Source organism: Pseudomonas sp. B21-032, from assembly GCF_024748965.1.
GTDB lineage: Bacteria > Pseudomonadota > Gammaproteobacteria > Pseudomonadales > Pseudomonadaceae > Aquipseudomonas.
The window spans coordinates 1735384-1749596 of record NZ_CP087180.1; the positions used below are offsets into that span (position 1 = coordinate 1735384).

The window sequence follows — 14213 nt, forward strand, 5'->3', positions numbered from 1 at the left end:
CTCAGTTCAGCGCTTCGAACTGCCCCTTGGCCTCGCGCCATTCAAACACCTTGCCCAGGCAATAGCTGTTGGCTTCCAGCAGCACCTGGGTACTGCCGCCTTCAAGACGCACCTTGACGCTGTCGATACCCTGGCTGTAGCAACCGGGCAGGCCTACCTCGAGGGTTTGCACGCGCTTGCCGCTGGCCTTGTCGATGACCTCGATGGTCTTCACCCGGTCGTGGTCATCGGCCAGCGGAATCTGGAAATAGAAACGCTCGGTAGAGGCCGCCTGGGGCAGTGACGCAGTGCCGGCAGGCCAGACCTGTTGATGACCGAAGTCCGCTACCAGGCGCAACTCCAGGGGAAGTTGCCGGGCATTGGCGTAGGCCGTCCAGGTGCCGAGTATCGGCTTGGTGGCGGCGTTGTCATCGGGGTTGTAGAACTTCAGCCGAGCGGTGGGCAGACCGGCGCTGTCCAGTTCGTCCATGAACAACTGGCGGCCGGCGTTGACCGAGCGCTTGAGGCGGATCGGCGTGCGGTAGCGGTCGTAAAAGTAGAAACCGTGCTTGTAGTCATTGGTTTTCTCGATCACCAGGGTGATCGCCTGCTTGCCCAGGGTGCCCTGGTAAACGGACTGGTAAGCCTGGGCGCCCAGGCTCAGGCCGAGCAACCCGGCGCCCAGCAGGCATTTGCCCAAGGTGTTCATTGGTTGCGCTCCCTGGCGTGTTGCTCGGTCTTGAGCTCATAGCGATTGCTGTCGGCTTGATACACGTAGTACTGCGGGTTTTGCCCTGCAGCACCGCCGCTGGCCAATTGCCCGACCGGGATGGCCTTGAAATCGGTCACACCGTCAGCGTTGAAGTCGGCAAAACTCAGGCTCGCAGTGCCCTGGAAAAACAGCGCCAGGTTATCGATGACCTGCACCGGCTGGCCGCTGGTGCGATCGAGGACAGTGATGCGATCGATGGTGCCGACATACTCGCCGGCGGCCTTGTGTGCATGCACGCGAAATAGCCGGCGGCCGTCCAGCGGCAGTTGCAGCAGTTCGCCCTGCCAGGACGAATCCTGACGGTCGCTGAAGCGGGTCACGCGCTTGAGCGCCAGCGCCTGTCGTTCGCGGTTGCGCAGATCAACCCGGGTGCCGGTCAGCTCGCGGTCGTGGCTGAAGGCAAACGGCTGAATCAGCAGCGCAGCGGACGGCAGCTCCGGGTTGTTGAAGATGTTGATCAACAGCGGCAAGCGATAGTCATGGGGCGTGCGCTCAAGCGGGATCAGCCACTGGCGCTGTTCATCAAGCCAGTAACCCTCGAGGGTCTTGTGCTGGGCGTCGTAGGTCAGGGCGACTTCAATGGCGGTGTCGCCCTGGGTGCCGCGATAGACGTGCACGGGCGGCACGGCCAGGACGGTGGCACTGGCGAACAGCGCGGCAAACGCAATGAAAAGTCGAACCATGCTGCGATCCTTGCAAAGGTGAGGGCGCAAGGATGGGCTGCTTGTCAGCGCTTTTCAAGGCGAGACGCGCGGCTGACGTGGGCGATCTGTTCTTCGGCCCGTTCGCTGAACAGTTGCAAGAGGTCGTCGAGCGTGTGCGGCTGGCTTTCGTTGGCGCGGGTCAGGGCGTACAGGGTAATCGGCAAGGCCGGATCCAACGGCCGCACCAGCGTTTGCGCCGAGCCTTGGGCGGTGAACGGATCGATCAAGGCCAGCCCGGCTCCGGATTCGACCATGGCCCGGGCCAGGGAGTAGGTCTGCACCCGGATGCTGGTGCGCGGCGCCGGCTCAAGGTTCTTCAGGTACTGGCCGACCTGGGCGGCCAGCGGGTCGCTGCTGCTCAGGCCGATCAAGGGCGCATCGGCCAGTTCTTCAACTGCCAGCGCCAAGCCCTGGCTGTCTGCGCTCCAGTAGCCTTTGGGGGCCAGTGCCACCAGCTTGCCGTGGGCCAGGGGCTGGACATTCAGGCCGGGGTGTTCGGGGTGGCGCAAGGTCAGGGCGACATCGATTTCGCGCATCAGCAACTGCTGCACCAGCTCGCGGCTGTGCAGGCTCGACAGTTCGCATTCGGACTGCGGGTGGCGCTCGGCCCATTGGCGGATCACCGGCGCAAACAGCGCCAGGGCCAGCGCCGGCGTCGCCCCGATGCGCAGGCTCATGCCCGGTTGCCGGCGCAGGCTGGCGGCCAGGCGCCGCACCCCTTCAATGCTGTCGCTGACCTTGTCGACTTCGCGTTCCAGGGCCAGGGCCTCGGGGGTGATCTGCAACTTGCCGCGCACCCGCAGGAACAGCGGGAAACCCAGCTGCGCTTCGGCGTGCTGGAGTATTTTCGACACCGCCGGCTGGGTGACGTGCAGCAACTGCGCGGCGCCGCTGATGGAGCCGGTCTGGCGGATGGCCTGGAACACTTCGATATGACGCAAGCGCATGGGGTAGCCCATAACCTTTGTTTATGGTCTGCCCATTTTTATTCATTATCGTCAGGCTGTCACCGGGCCTAGTCTGAAGGCCTTCAAATTGGCGGATGAAAGCACATGGCACAGCGGGTAACGGTGATCGGCGGCGGCGTGATTGGTCTGGCAACGGCCTACGCGCTGGTGCGCGAAGGCTTTGCCGTCGATCTGGTCGAGGCACGCGAGGGCCTGGCGGGCGGCACCAGCTTTGCCAATGGCGGGCAGTTGTCCTATCGCTATGTCGCGCCGCTGGCCGATGCCGGGGTGCCGTTGCAGGCGCTGGGCTGGCTGCTGCGCAGCGAGTCACCGCTCAAGTTACGCCCGCGCCTGGACCTGGCGCAGTGGCGCTGGATGGGCGCGTTCATGGCGGCGTGTCGCAGTTCGGTCAATCGCACCAATGCCGCACACCTGCTACGCCTGGCCTTGCACAGCCAGGGTACGCTCAAGCAATGGCGCGAGGACGATGGCCTGGACGGCTTTGCCTGGCGGCGCAATGGCAAGCTGGTGACCTTTCGTAATCGCGCAACCTTTGCCCATGCCCGCCAGCACCTGCTCGACCCGCAGGGCCAGCAGGTGCTGGAGGCGCAGGAGATCCGCGCGCTGGAACCGGCCCTGGCCGATGCGCCGTTCATTGGCGGGGTGTTCACCGCGGATGAAGAGGTCGCCGATTGTCATCGTTTCTGCCTGGCGCTGGTCGAGCGCCTGCAGGCGTCGGGGCAATGCCGCCTGATGCTCGGGCAGGCAGTGACGCGCATCCGCCACAGTGGTGGGGTAGTGCAGGCGCTGGAGCTGGGCGAGCAGGTCGTGCCGGTGGAGCGCCTGGTGCTGTGCGCCGGGCACCGCAGCGCCAGCCTCGGCCTGCCGGGGCTGCAGTTGCCGATCTATCCGCTAAAAGGCTACAGCCTGACCGCACCGATCAAGGCCGGGCAGCGGGCGCCGCAGGTAAGCATCACCGACTACGACCGCAAAATCGTCTATGCCCGCCTCGAAGACCAACTGCGCGTCGCCGCCATGGTCGACATCGTCGGCTTTGATGAATCGCTCGATCCGGCACGGCTGGCGAGCATGCGCCAGTTGGCCGGGGCGACCTTGCCCGATGCCGCCGACTACGCCCAGGCCCGCGAATGGGCCGGCATGCGCCCGGCCACCCCCAGCGGCGTACCGTTGCTCGGGGCCACGGCGTATCGCAACCTGTGGCTCAATCTTGGCCACGGCGCTCTGGGCTTCACCCTGGCCTGCGCCAGTGGCCAGCTGTTGGCCGAACTGATCGCGGGTCGCGCGCCGTCAATCGACCTGCACGGCCTGACCCCACGGGCGGCCTGAACCGAACAAGAACAACAACCGCAAGGAGTGTCCCGATGTCGATTCCCCGTTTGCACCGTCCTGCTCTGCTTGCCCTGTCATTGTGTTTTGCCCAGCCGCTGCTGGCGCAAACGCCGACGCTCAGCGGCAGCCTGAAGAAGATCGCCGAATCCGGCAGCATCACCCTCGGCTATCGCGACTCGTCCATTCCTTTTTCTTATGTGGGCGACCACAGCGGCAAGCCCATGGGCTATTCGGTCGATCTTGCGGCTGAGATCGTCAAGCACCTGCAGGCCAAGCTGGCGGTGCCGCCGCTCAAGGTGCGCTACAACCTGGTGACTTCGCAGACGCGCATCCCGCTGGTGCAGAACGGCACGGTCGATCTGGAGTGCGGCACCACCGGGGTCACCGCCGAGCGGCAGAAGCAGGTGGATTTCTCCTATGGCTTTATTTTCGTCAAAGGCCAGTTGCTGACCAAAAAAGACAGCGGCATTCAGGGCCTGGATGACCTCAAGGGCAAGAATGTGGTCAGCACCGCCGGCACCACCAACGAGAAGTACCTGAAGAACTACAACCTGGAGCACCAGTTGGGGGCTTCGGTGATCAGTGCCAAGGACCACGGCGAGGCGTTCATGATGCTGCAGTCCGGGCGCGCGGCGGCGTTCTACATGGATGATGCGCTGCTGTACGGCGAGCGGGCCAAGGCGCGCAATCCGCACGACTGGGTGGTGGTGGGCGAGGCGCAATCGAAGGAGATCTACAGCTGCATGGTGCGCAAGGGCGATGAGGGCTTGCTGGCGCTGGTCAATGAAGCGTTGGCGGATGTCTATCGCAGCGGGCGCATCGAGTCGATCTACAACCGCTGGTTCCAGCAGCCGATCCCGCCCAATGGCCTGAATCTGGAGTTTGCGATGACCAGTGAACTGAAGGGCCTGATTGCCAGGCCGTCGAGCGAGCCGGTGCAGTAGTTTCTGCGCTGTTATCAGGCCATCGGCGGCAAGCGCCGTTTCACCGGGGTCTTCTTGACGATCGCGGTGTTGGTCTCGGCGTGGCTGTTGAGCTTGTCCAGCACGGTATCGAGCTCTTCCATCGAGCGCACGTGCAGGCGCGCGATAAAGCAGTCATCGCCGGTGACCTTGTCGCACTCGGTGAACTCGGGGATGGCCATGATCTGCCGCTCCACTTCCTGCAGTTGCCCGGGCAGCGGCCGCACGCGGACGATGGCCTGTAGCTGGTAGCCGAAGCAGCGCGGGTCGATCTCTACCGTGTAGCCCTTGAGCACGCCACGCTCTTCAAGGCGGCGCAGGCGTTCGCTGACGCTCGGTGCTGACAGCCCGCTGAGCTGCGCCAGGGCCTTGAGCGAGCGCCGCGAGTCTTCCATCAGTGCCTTGATCAACAGTTGGTCGATATCGTCGGTCATACAGGCCTCGTTAGGCAAAATGCGAAAACTGCCTTGATAGTAAAGGTACAAGGTCAGTCTAGCCTGTTTTATCCACTGGAACGGTCGCCGCTGCCCTTGCCATAATTTGCCCATCGTCAAGGAGGTGAGTGATGGACAGTTCAATCCGCCGTGGGTCGTTCGAGATGGTCGCCGCGATGTTGATATCCGGGACCATTGGCTGGTTCGTGCTGGTGTCCGGGCAACCGGTACTGGATGTGGTGTTCTGGCGCTGTGTGTTCGGTGCTGGCACCTTGCTGCTGATCTGCCTGGCCATGGGCTTTCTCAAGCCCGGTATCCTGACCCTGGCCACCTTCGCCCTGGCGGTACTCAGCGGCGTGGCCATCGTCGGCAACTGGGTGCTGCTGTTTGCCTCCTACTCACGCGCCTCGATTGCAATCGGCACTGCGGTATACAACGTCCAGCCGTTCATGCTGGTGGGCCTGGCGGCGCTGTTTCTCGGTGAGAAAATCACCGCGCCCAAGCTGTTCTGGCTAGCGGTCTCCTTTGCCGGCATGCTGGCGATCGTCAGTGCCCATGGCAGCCAGGATGGCACTGGCAACGACTACCTGCTGGGCATCGCCCTGGCCCTGGGCGCGGCGTTTCTGTACGCCGTGGCGGCGCTGATCATCAAGCGCCTGAGCGGCACGCCGCCGCACCTGATCGCACTGATCCAGGTGTGCACCGGCATCCTCCTGCTGGCGCCCTGGGCCAATACCAGTGGCCTGCCGGGCGACGTCGGTGCGCTGGCCAGCCTGGTGACCCTGGGCATCGTCCACACCGGGGTGATGTATGTGCTGCTGTACGGCGCGATCCAGAAGCTGCCGACCGCCTTGACCGGGGCGCTGTCGTTCATCTACCCGATCGCAGCGATTTTCGTCGACTGGTTCGCCTTTGGCCATCGCCTGGCGCCGCTGCAATGGCTGGGTGTGGCCGCGATCCTGCTGGCCGCGGCCGGCATGCAGCAAGGCTGGTGGTTCAAGCCCGCGCTCAAGGCCCCGGCGGTCAAGCCAGACTGACGGCTGCGCGATCGATCAGGGCGGCCACTTCGGCGGCCCTGGACACCAGCGAGGCATGGCTGGCCTCCAGGGGCAGCAGCTCCTTGGGCTGCAGGCGTTCTGCCATGAGTTTCTGGTTGTCCGGGTGGATCATCCGGTCCTGGGTCGAGAGCTGGTACCAGCTGGGTTTGTGCTTCCACGCGGGCTCACCGATGGTGTCACCGAAGGTGCTGGCCAGTGGCGCCTTCTGGGTCACGCTCATCACCAGCCCTTCATCCTTGCTCAGGTCCTGGCAAAAGCTCTCGTGCAGTTTGTCGGGTTTGATCCACAGGTAGCCATCGCCATCCGGTTGCAGGTTGGCTGCCGCTTGTGGCGGGTTCTTGGCGGTGATGGCGCCGGGGCTTTCGCCGCTGTCGGGTGCGAAGGCGGCGATGTACACAAGGCCGGCGACATTGGCCTGGTTGCCCATCTGGGTAATCACCGCACCGCCGTAGGAGTGGCCGACCAGCAGCACCTTGCCGGGTATCGAGGCGACCATTTTGCGCGTGCGTTCAGCGTCATCGGCAAGCGAGGTCAAGGGCATCTCCACCGCATGCAGGTTGCGGTGGCCCAGGCGTGACAGTTCGAGGATGACCCGGCTCCAGTGGGCGGCGCCGCCCCAGAAACCATGGACCAGGACTATGGACGGAGTGTCGCTCATGATCGTTCTCCAGCACAGGGGTGGAATGCTAGTGTAGATGCTTGTGCCTGTTTATGAAGGCGCGGGTCGAACCTGATCTGGCAGGGTAGAATAGCCGGCTTTACCCGATTGAATCTGCCCATGACCTCTGTGATCGACACCCTCCAGCAGCACCTGCTCGCCGCCCTCGACCCGGCGCCGAGCGAAACCCGGCGCCTGTTCCATGGCCGCGGGCGCTGCTGGCCGGGGCTTGAGCAGATCACCGTGGACTGGCTGCAGGGGGTGTTGCTGGTGTCGCTGTTTCGCCAGCCGCCCGAGGGCCAGTTGCCGGCCCTGGAGCAGATGCTCCTGACGCTTGCCCAGGCGGCAGGCTGGCGCGGCCAGGCCATTCTGATTCAGCACCGCTACCTGCCGGACAGCCCCGGGCAGTGGCTGCTGGGTACCCCCAGTGAGCACTGGTTGATCGATGAGGACGGCTTGCGCTATCAGCTGGACCTGGGCCTCAAGCAGAACACCGGTCTGTTCCTCGACATGCGCTATGGTCGGCGCTGGGTGCGTGAGCAGGCGGCGGGCAAGCGCGTGCTCAACCTGTTCGCCTACACCTGCGGTTTTTCGCTGGCGGCGATTGCCGGTGGCGCCGAGCAGGTGGTTAACCTGGACATGGCGCGCTCGGCATTGAGCCGCGGGCGCGATAACCATCGGCTCAACGGCCATGACCTGGGCAAGGTGAGTTTTCTTGGCCATGAGCTGTTCAAGTCGTGGGGCAAGGTGCGCAAGTCCGGGCCCTATGACTTGATCATCATCGACCCGCCAAGCTTCCAGAAGGGCAGCTTTGTACTGACCCAGGACTACCGCAAGATCCTGCGGCGCCTGCCGGAGTTGTTGAACGCCGGCGGCACGGTGCTGGCCTGCGTCAACGACCCGGCCGTTGGCCCGGACTTTCTCATCGAAGGCATGGCTGAGCAAGCACCGGAGCTGAGCTTTGTCGAACGCCTGGCCAACCCGCCGGAGTTTCCCGACAGCGATCCGGCGGGTGGCTTGAAGGCGCTGGTGTTCAGGGCCCTTGAGTAGGAGCGGGCTTGCCCCGCGATGCGATGTGGCGGACAGAATGCTATCGCGGGGCAAGCCCGCTCCTACTTGGCTAAGCGCCGCCAGCCCAGCACCACACCGCTGACACTGAGCACCAGCCCGCCCAGGCTGAAGGCGATCATCCAGGCATCCCACAATGGCCGCCGTTGCAACAGCGGTAGCCAGTCCCAGCTGTGTAGCAACGAGAACAACCAGCGCGACACGCGCCGTGGCTGGTCCAGTACACCCAGCACTTCGCCGGTGTACAGGTCCAGGTGCAGCCAGGTCTGTTGCGGGTCTGCAAAGCGTACGCGCAACACTGGCAAGCGCTTTTCCAGGTGGCCGAGCATGCTTTGCTCGGCCCGGGCGTAGTAGTAGAAGTCGTAGGCTTCAATTTGCTCGCTGTGCATCGGGCCCTGGGGCAGGATCGCTTGTGCCGCGCGCTCCAGCACCTCCCGCGGCAGGCGTTCGAGCACCTGGCCGTCGGCCATCGACAGCACCCGCGTGCGCCCGGCGCCATCATGACCGACCAGGTACCCCGCACCTGCAATCAAGCGCCATTCCAGCTCACGGGCCTTGAAACCTTGCTGGTCGAACCGCGCCAGCGCCTCAGAGGCCGACAGCGGAAAAGCCGCCGCGGTCAACGGCCCGCCTTGATAGGCCGCAACACTCAACGGCATTGAGCTGCTGAACAGCCGCCACGGGTTCATCGACATCAAGCCACTGAAAATCCAGGTAATCGCCAGCACGCCAAACAGCAAGCCGCCAATATGGTGCCAGCGGGCAAAGCCCCGGTAGGGCGAACGCGAGCCACTGCGGTAGGGCTTGCGCAGGCGCCAGCGCAGGATCCCGATCACCGCGCCAAGCAACGCCATCAGCGTACCGGCCAGCGACAGGCTGATCACCAGGTTGCTCCACAGGCCGTCGACGCCAATGCCGCGTAATGGATACAGCCAGTGCAGCCAGGCGCCGACCAGGTTCCAGCCGCGCTCCAGGGCGCTGGCATCGCGCACCACTTCGCCGGTATGGCCGGAGATGTACAGCAGGGTGCGTTCGCCATCATCGAGCTGCACCCGCTGCAGCGGGCGCTCGGCGTCGAGGGCGCGCGAGTGGCTCCACAGGTCTTCGGTCACCACCCCGGCATAACGGGCTGTTGCCTGCGGATCGTATTGATGCGCACTGGCCAGGGCCTGTTCGCGATCGATCGCCTGCAGGCGCTGGCCCGTGCGGGCATCCACCGCCACGCTGGCCCGGCCCGGGTAGCTGAACAGGTAGCGCGGCGTGCCGGCTATCGTGCTCAGGCGGATGCTGGCCGGGGTGCGCTCGGCATCGGCACTGCGCAGGGCAGTGCCGAGGTCGACGCAGCAATCCTGAACGCGCAACTGCGGCAGGTGAGCGTAGTGCTCGCGCGGGGTCAGCTTGGGGTAGCCGACATACAGCATGACCATCCCCGAGAAGAACCACAGGGCCATGAACAGGCATAAGCCGATGCCCAGCCAGCGGTGCCACAGGTACAGGTAACGTTTCATCGGCGGCGTCCTAGAAGCGCGTCTGCACGGCCAGCTCCAGGGTGCGCGGGGCACCGAGGTAGAGCATGCTCGAGGAGGTCCAGCGGGCATACACCTCGTCGGTCAGGTTGCGCACCCGGGCCGTGATGCGCGTGTCGTCATCGACCTTGAAACCGACGAAGGCACCGAAGATCGTGTAGGCCGGCGCGTAGCGGGTGTTGGCCGCGTCGGCATACACCGAAGACACGTAGCGGCTGTCGGCACCGATTTGCCAGCTCGGGTCGATGTCGTAGGTCAGCCACAGGTTGGCGACCCGCTCGGGGATGTTGGTCGGGGTATTGCCCTTGCGCGAGATCGAGCGACCGCCGACGTTCTCGTTGAACTCGTCGTACTGGGCGTCGACGTAGGCAAAGTTGCCCTCGGCCAACAGCTTCGGTGTGACGTGCAGCGAGGCGGCCACTTCTACCCCGCGCGAGGTCTGCTTGCCCACCGGCTGGGTGACGCTGGGGTTGGCGGCATCGGCGGTGGCGAGGTTCTTGCGCTCGATCTGGTAGGCGGCAACGGTGGCGGCGCCGCGGCCATCGAGGAAGCTGAACTTGCTGCCCACTTCCAGCTGCTTGCCGGTGCTCAGGTCGAAGTCGCGTACGGTGGCAAAACTGGCTGTGCTGAGCATGCCCGAGGGCGGGTCGGCGGCGGTGCTGTACTGCACATAGACGTTGGCCGCCGGGGTCAGCTCGTAGACCAGGCCGATGCGCCCGGTGGTGGGCTCGTAGCTGCGCTGGAAGTCCAGCGGGTTGTTGGCATCGACCGTGCGGTAGTTGTGCACATCGAGGTCGATATGGTCATAGCGCAAACCGGTGAGCAGCGACAGGCGCTCGGTCAGTTGCAGGCGGTTCTCGACGAACGCCGCCCAGGTGTCGACGGTGTTCTCGCGGTTCTTCTGAAAGCCCGGGACCATGCCGTTCAGGTCATAGAAATGCCCAGGTTCGAAGTTGTCCGGATCGACGTTGTCGAAAATGCCGGTGATCGAGCGCGGGTAGGTCATCTGCACGTTGTGGCTGTAGTCCAGACCCGCCGACCACTGGCTGTTGAGGCCGAACAGCTGACCCTCGTGCAGCAGTTCGAAGCGGTTGCCGTTGAGCTCCTGGTCATGGCGCTGCAGCAGCGCGTTGGAGCGGTTGACCCGGCTGTTGTCGGCGTTGTAGGCGTAGGTTTCGAGGTTACGAAAATCACGCTCGGTGTTGTAGTGGTAGAGGGTGTTGCGCAGCGAGGTGTTGTCGTTGAAGCGGTACTCGGTGATCGAGCGCAGCCAGCGCACGCGCTGCTCGTAGCGGCCGTCCTCGACGTTGTAGTTTTCGAAGCGGCGGCTCTCGTCGACCTTCATTTCGCCGCCCAGCGGGTTGAGCACCGGGCTGCCCCAGTAAGGGCTGTCGACCGTTTCGTTCTGGTACTCCACGGCCAGGGTGTGGGACAGCTGGTCGTTGATGTCGGTGAGCAGCGAGAACGCCACGGTCCAGGCATCGCGCTCTTCGCGATCGACATAGCCGTTGCTCTTGCTGTGGCTGAAATCCAGGCGTGCGTAGTTGCGGATGCCATCGCCGTCGTTGAGCGCATGGTTGAAGCCGAACGAGGTCTCGCTGCTGTCGTAGGAGCCGTACTTGATTCTGCCTTCGTTGAAGTTCTCGTCGCGGCTGGCCAGTTTGCTGATGTAGTTGATCGAGCCGCCGACGGCGCCAGCGCCAAACAGGAAGCTCGACGGCCCGCCGACGGCTTCGACGCGGTCATAGATCCAGCTGTCGACCGGGCGCGCGGCAACCGAGTCGTACTGCACGCTGATGCCGTTGAACAGCTGGGTGATCTGCCCCCCGGAAAACCCCCGGTAAGCCACCGAGCCTGCCGAACCCGGTGGTGAGGCGGCGGTCATGCCGGGCACGCCGTTAAGCGCGTCCTGGGTGGTCTGCGCGCCGCGTTGCTCGATCTGCTGGCGGTTGACGATGCTCACCGAAGCCGGGGTTTCCCGCGGGGTGAGGCCAAGGCGCGAAGCGGTTTGCGACGGGGTGTCGAGCAGCACGCCGTCTTCGGCGTCGGCGCGGCTGTTGATACGCAGGTCGGGCAGGGTCAGCGGCGCCTCGGCCACAGCGTGGAAGGGCAACGCGCACAGCAGCGCCGCGCAACCGTAAAGGCGATAGGAGTAGGGCATGAATCACACTCTGGAAATTGAGCCAGCGGCCGCCTGCACCTGTCAGGCAGGCACAGCAAAAAACGGCCGGTTTCGGGCAGCCCAAGCGGCTGCCAGGAGGTTCAAGCCAGAAGCGGGGAGGCGCGGGGGTTGGCGGCCGGCCAGCAATATCGCGGCGGCGCTTTGCTGCGCAGTTCACGGTGATAGCGACGTACCCGGGTAACCGCCAGCAGCCAGCCGATGACCAGCACCAGGCCCAGGCAGACCACGGCGGCAGCGCACACCGGGCAGGTCTGCATGCTGTCCCAGCCGGCCACCGTCTGATCGCCGAAATCGCTTTTCAGCGTCGGCCCGGCGCTGCCCATGGCCGAGCAATAGGCGCCGCCGATACCGTTGAGTTGCAGGCCCATCATCTGCCCGTGACCGATACCGCAGGCGAACAGATTGAACAGGACACAGAAGTACAAGGTCCAGGCAATCAGCGGGCGGTCGGCGGGGGCGCGGTTCATGGCCGCGACTTTAGCACCGATGGCCGCCGGGGTTAAAGCAATCAGGCCGGTTCTTCAGCGACTTTTTGCGGTGGCGGATTGTATTGCGCAAAGCTCACGTCGTCGGTCTGGTCGACGCGCTTTTTCAGCCGTTCGTTGAAGGCGCGATTGACCGCATATTGCCCGCCGGAGCTGGTGCGAAACTGCGCGGTCAAAGTGATGCCGTTGAGGTTCATGCTGTCGACCCCGAACACCTGCAGCGGCCCTTGCAGGCTGTGGCGCAGCAGCGGGTCTTCGCTGATCGACTGGCCGACTTCGCGGATCAGTTTCAGCGCGCTGTCGACGTCGGTCTGGTAGCTGAACTGAACCGAGAAGAACGCATAGGCGAATTGCCGTGACTGGTTGGTGACCGCCTTGATCTGGCCGAACGGTACCGAGTGCACGAAGCCCTTGCCATCACGCAGGCGCAAGGTGCGGATGGTCAGGCTCTCGACCGTGCCGGCATGCCCGGAATCGAGCACCACCCAGTCGCCGATGGCGATGGTGTCTTCGATGAGGATGAACAGCCCGGTGATCACGTCCTGCACCAGTTGCTGGGAGCCGAAACCGATCGCCAGGCCGACCACCCCGGCGCCGGCCAGCAAGGGCGCGACGTTGATGCCCAGGTTGGCCATGGTGGTGATGGTGCAGATCACCACCAGGATGATCTTGATGGCATTGCGCAGCATCGGCAGGATGGTCCGCACCCGGGTGCTCGGCTGGCGCGACGAGCGTCGCCCCACCGTGGGCTTGAGGGCTTCCTGGATCGCCGTGTCGATCACCACCCACAGCAGCCAGGTGACCAGCAGGATCAGGCCGATGCTGCTCAGTGAATCACTGATCGCCCGGCCCAGGCTGTTGCGCAGGGCAAAATCGAGCACCGAAAAGCCCCAGATGCGCCCCAGCAGCTCGATGAAGGCCACTGCCATGGCGATGCGCAGCAGCGCGTGGGCAAGGTTGCGCAGCAGTTCCTTGTACGGACGCAGGCGTTGCCCGGGTTCGATGTCGTGGGCCTTGAACAGGTGCTGCAAGGTGGTGCTGAGAAACAGCGTGGCGATCAGCAAAATGGTGGTCAGCAAAGCGTTTTGCAGGGCCTTCTGGCTCTCTTCGCCGGCGCCGATCAGGGTGATGGCCGAGACCAGGATCATCATCAGGATCGGCAGGTACCAGAGCCAGGAAAAGATCCGCAGGGTTTCCTGCACGGCGCGGTGCTGCAAGCGCTCCTTGAGCGCGCGGTTGCGGATCAGGTGCGCCACCGGGCGGCGCAGGCGAATCACCAGGACGGCGAACGCCAGGGTCGCCAGCAGGCCGGTGATTACCGCCACGCTGCTGGTGATGTTGCCGCCCAGTTGCCGGGCGATCTGCGGGCTGGTCAGGGCATCGCTCCAGGCCGCCAGAAAGCCGATCATGAACAGCGGCCGAGGCGCCAGCTGGCGAATGATGCGCACCGCCGCGCGCTTGTGGCCGGTGTCGAACAGGGTGATCAGGCACAGGATGATCGAGGTCGAGAAGATACCGCTGCTGGTGGCATAGGCCAGGCTCAGGCCCAGGGCGCGGCCTACCGACGGCTCCAGATAGTGGCTGACGTACAGCGTGGTCGGCAGGCTGGACAGGGCCGGCAGGGTATAGGGCAGCAGGTAGCCGAGCAGTTTCTGCAGGCGCGGGCGTTGGCGCAGCGGGCGGCTGTTGCTGCTGCGATGGGCCAGCAGGCGGCCGAGGTTGGTGAGCACCGCGAAGGCGACCAGCCAGGTGATGCTCAGCAGGGCGAAATCGCCGAGCAGGTCGAGGCCATCGCGACCGGCGTGGCGGTTGACCAGTTGATCGACTTCATTGACGGCGCGGTCGGCGCGCAGGCGCCAGCTGTCGAACAGGTGGCTGTCGATATCCAGTTCCTGGCTGACATCGTCCAGGCCATCGGCAATGGCACCGAGCAGGCCGCCCTGGACCACGGGTTCGGGTTCCGGTGTTGGTGCGGCGGGCGAAGGTTCGGCGGCGAACAGCTGGCTGCTCAACAGGCAACTGAACAGCAAGGTGAGTAAAGATCGGGTCACTGGGCACTCCTTGAGCCGTGGATGACGGAAAGGGTAG

At 64.5% G+C, this 14213-nt stretch carries 13 protein-coding genes; 4 read left to right on the forward strand and 9 right to left on the reverse strand.

Annotated elements, in window-relative coordinates:
- Position 1 precedes the first annotated feature (1 nt).
- From LOY54_RS08060 to LOY54_RS08070, 3 genes are read right to left on the reverse strand one after another with little or no spacing between them, the layout of a single operon-like run.
- Entirely contained in the window at positions 2–688 is a 687-nt protein-coding gene (locus tag LOY54_RS08060) for a hypothetical protein (protein WP_258610105.1), read from the reverse strand.
- Positions 685–1434 (reverse strand): hypothetical protein, encoded by a 750-nt coding sequence (locus LOY54_RS08065; protein ID WP_258610106.1) that lies wholly within the window; start codon positions 1432–1434, stop codon positions 685–687. Before LOY54_RS08065 ends, LOY54_RS08060 begins: the two co-directional genes overlap by 4 nt.
- Positions 1435–1478: 44 nt before the next feature.
- Positions 1479–2402, reverse strand: a complete 924-nt coding sequence (locus tag LOY54_RS08070; protein WP_258610107.1) for a LysR family transcriptional regulator — start codon at positions 2400–2402, stop codon at positions 1479–1481.
- 105 nt (positions 2403–2507) lie between these two features.
- On the opposite strand from LOY54_RS08070, the gene LOY54_RS08075 reads away from it, so the two are divergent.
- Both LOY54_RS08075 and LOY54_RS08080 read left to right on the forward strand, forming a co-directional pair.
- On the forward strand, positions 2508–3749 hold the full coding sequence (locus LOY54_RS08075; RefSeq protein WP_258610108.1) for a D-amino acid dehydrogenase: 1242 nt from the start codon (positions 2508–2510) through the stop codon (positions 3747–3749).
- Between the two features lie 35 nt (positions 3750–3784).
- The gene (locus LOY54_RS08080; RefSeq protein ID WP_258610109.1) at positions 3785–4696 is read left to right on the forward strand and encodes a transporter substrate-binding domain-containing protein; all 912 of its coding nucleotides are present in this window, start codon (positions 3785–3787) and stop codon (positions 4694–4696) included.
- 14 nt (positions 4697–4710) lie between these two features.
- Here the strand turns inward: LOY54_RS08080 and LOY54_RS08085 are convergent, their stop codons facing one another.
- Positions 4711–5148 carry an Lrp/AsnC family transcriptional regulator gene (locus tag LOY54_RS08085; protein WP_045200368.1) on the reverse strand — a complete coding sequence of 146 codons (438 nt, stop codon included), beginning with the start codon at positions 5146–5148 and terminating at the stop codon, positions 4711–4713.
- A 131-nt stretch (positions 5149–5279) separates the two neighbouring features.
- Here LOY54_RS08085 and LOY54_RS08090 point away from each other — a divergent pair, with 131 nt between their 5' ends.
- Positions 5280–6185: a DMT family transporter gene (locus tag LOY54_RS08090; RefSeq protein ID WP_093385546.1), complete on the forward strand. Its 906-nt coding sequence runs from the start codon at positions 5280–5282 to the stop codon at positions 6183–6185.
- On the opposite strand, the gene LOY54_RS08095 is transcribed toward LOY54_RS08090, so the two are convergent.
- Entirely contained in the window at positions 6172–6864 is a 693-nt protein-coding gene (locus LOY54_RS08095; protein WP_258610110.1) for an alpha/beta hydrolase, read from the reverse strand. The genes LOY54_RS08090 and LOY54_RS08095 overlap by 14 nt on opposite strands.
- 120 nt (positions 6865–6984) lie before the next feature.
- Between LOY54_RS08095 and LOY54_RS08100 the strand changes: the two genes are divergently transcribed.
- On the forward strand, positions 6985–7914 hold the full coding sequence (locus LOY54_RS08100; RefSeq protein WP_258610111.1) for a class I SAM-dependent methyltransferase: 930 nt from the start codon (positions 6985–6987) through the stop codon (positions 7912–7914).
- A 62-nt stretch (positions 7915–7976) separates the two neighbouring features.
- Here LOY54_RS08100 and LOY54_RS08105 read toward each other — a convergent pair whose 3' ends face one another.
- The 4 genes from LOY54_RS08105 to LOY54_RS08120 all read right to left on the reverse strand — a co-directional run bounded on the left by LOY54_RS08105 (position 7977) and on the right by LOY54_RS08120 (position 14176).
- Positions 7977–9440, reverse strand: a complete 1464-nt coding sequence (locus LOY54_RS08105; RefSeq protein WP_258610112.1) for a PepSY domain-containing protein — start codon at positions 9438–9440, stop codon at positions 7977–7979.
- A 10-nt stretch (positions 9441–9450) separates the two neighbouring features.
- Positions 9451–11619 carry a TonB-dependent siderophore receptor gene (locus LOY54_RS08110; RefSeq protein WP_258610113.1) on the reverse strand — a complete coding sequence of 723 codons (2169 nt, stop codon included), beginning with the start codon at positions 11617–11619 and terminating at the stop codon, positions 9451–9453.
- Positions 11620–11720: 101 nt separating this feature from the next.
- Positions 11721–12107: a DUF2946 domain-containing protein gene (locus tag LOY54_RS08115; RefSeq protein ID WP_093385520.1), complete on the reverse strand. Its 387-nt coding sequence runs from the start codon at positions 12105–12107 to the stop codon at positions 11721–11723.
- 41 nt (positions 12108–12148) lie between these two features.
- Complete coding sequence (locus tag LOY54_RS08120; protein WP_258610114.1) at positions 12149–14176, reverse strand: mechanosensitive ion channel family protein; 2028 nt, start codon at positions 14174–14176, stop codon at positions 12149–12151.
- Positions 14177–14213 lie beyond the last annotated feature (37 nt).

Bases quoted from the DNA above. Each gene is read 5' to 3' on its own strand.
- LOY54_RS08060 (WP_258610105.1), bottom strand. From the start codon at position 688: ATGAACACCTTGGGCAAATGCCTGCTGGGCGCCGGGTTGCTCGGCCTG.
- LOY54_RS08065 (WP_258610106.1), bottom strand. From the start codon at position 1,434: ATGGTTCGACTTTTCATTGCGTTTGCCGCGCTGTTCGCCAGTGCCACC.
- LOY54_RS08070 (WP_258610107.1), bottom strand. From the start codon at position 2,402: ATGCGCTTGCGTCATATCGAAGTGTTCCAGGCCATCCGCCAGACCGGC.
- LOY54_RS08075 (WP_258610108.1), top strand. From the start codon at position 2,508: ATGGCACAGCGGGTAACGGTGATCGGCGGCGGCGTGATTGGTCTGGCA.
- LOY54_RS08080 (WP_258610109.1), top strand. From the start codon at position 3,785: ATGTCGATTCCCCGTTTGCACCGTCCTGCTCTGCTTGCCCTGTCATTG.
- LOY54_RS08085 (WP_045200368.1), bottom strand. From the start codon at position 5,148: ATGACCGACGATATCGACCAACTGTTGATCAAGGCACTGATGGAAGAC.
- LOY54_RS08090 (WP_093385546.1), top strand. From the start codon at position 5,280: ATGGACAGTTCAATCCGCCGTGGGTCGTTCGAGATGGTCGCCGCGATG.
- LOY54_RS08095 (WP_258610110.1), bottom strand. From the start codon at position 6,864: ATGAGCGACACTCCGTCCATAGTCCTGGTCCATGGTTTCTGGGGCGGC.
- LOY54_RS08100 (WP_258610111.1), top strand. From the start codon at position 6,985: ATGACCTCTGTGATCGACACCCTCCAGCAGCACCTGCTCGCCGCCCTC.
- LOY54_RS08105 (WP_258610112.1), bottom strand. From the start codon at position 9,440: ATGAAACGTTACCTGTACCTGTGGCACCGCTGGCTGGGCATCGGCTTA.
- LOY54_RS08110 (WP_258610113.1), bottom strand. From the start codon at position 11,619: ATGCCCTACTCCTATCGCCTTTACGGTTGCGCGGCGCTGCTGTGCGCG.
- LOY54_RS08115 (WP_093385520.1), bottom strand. From the start codon at position 12,107: ATGAACCGCGCCCCCGCCGACCGCCCGCTGATTGCCTGGACCTTGTAC.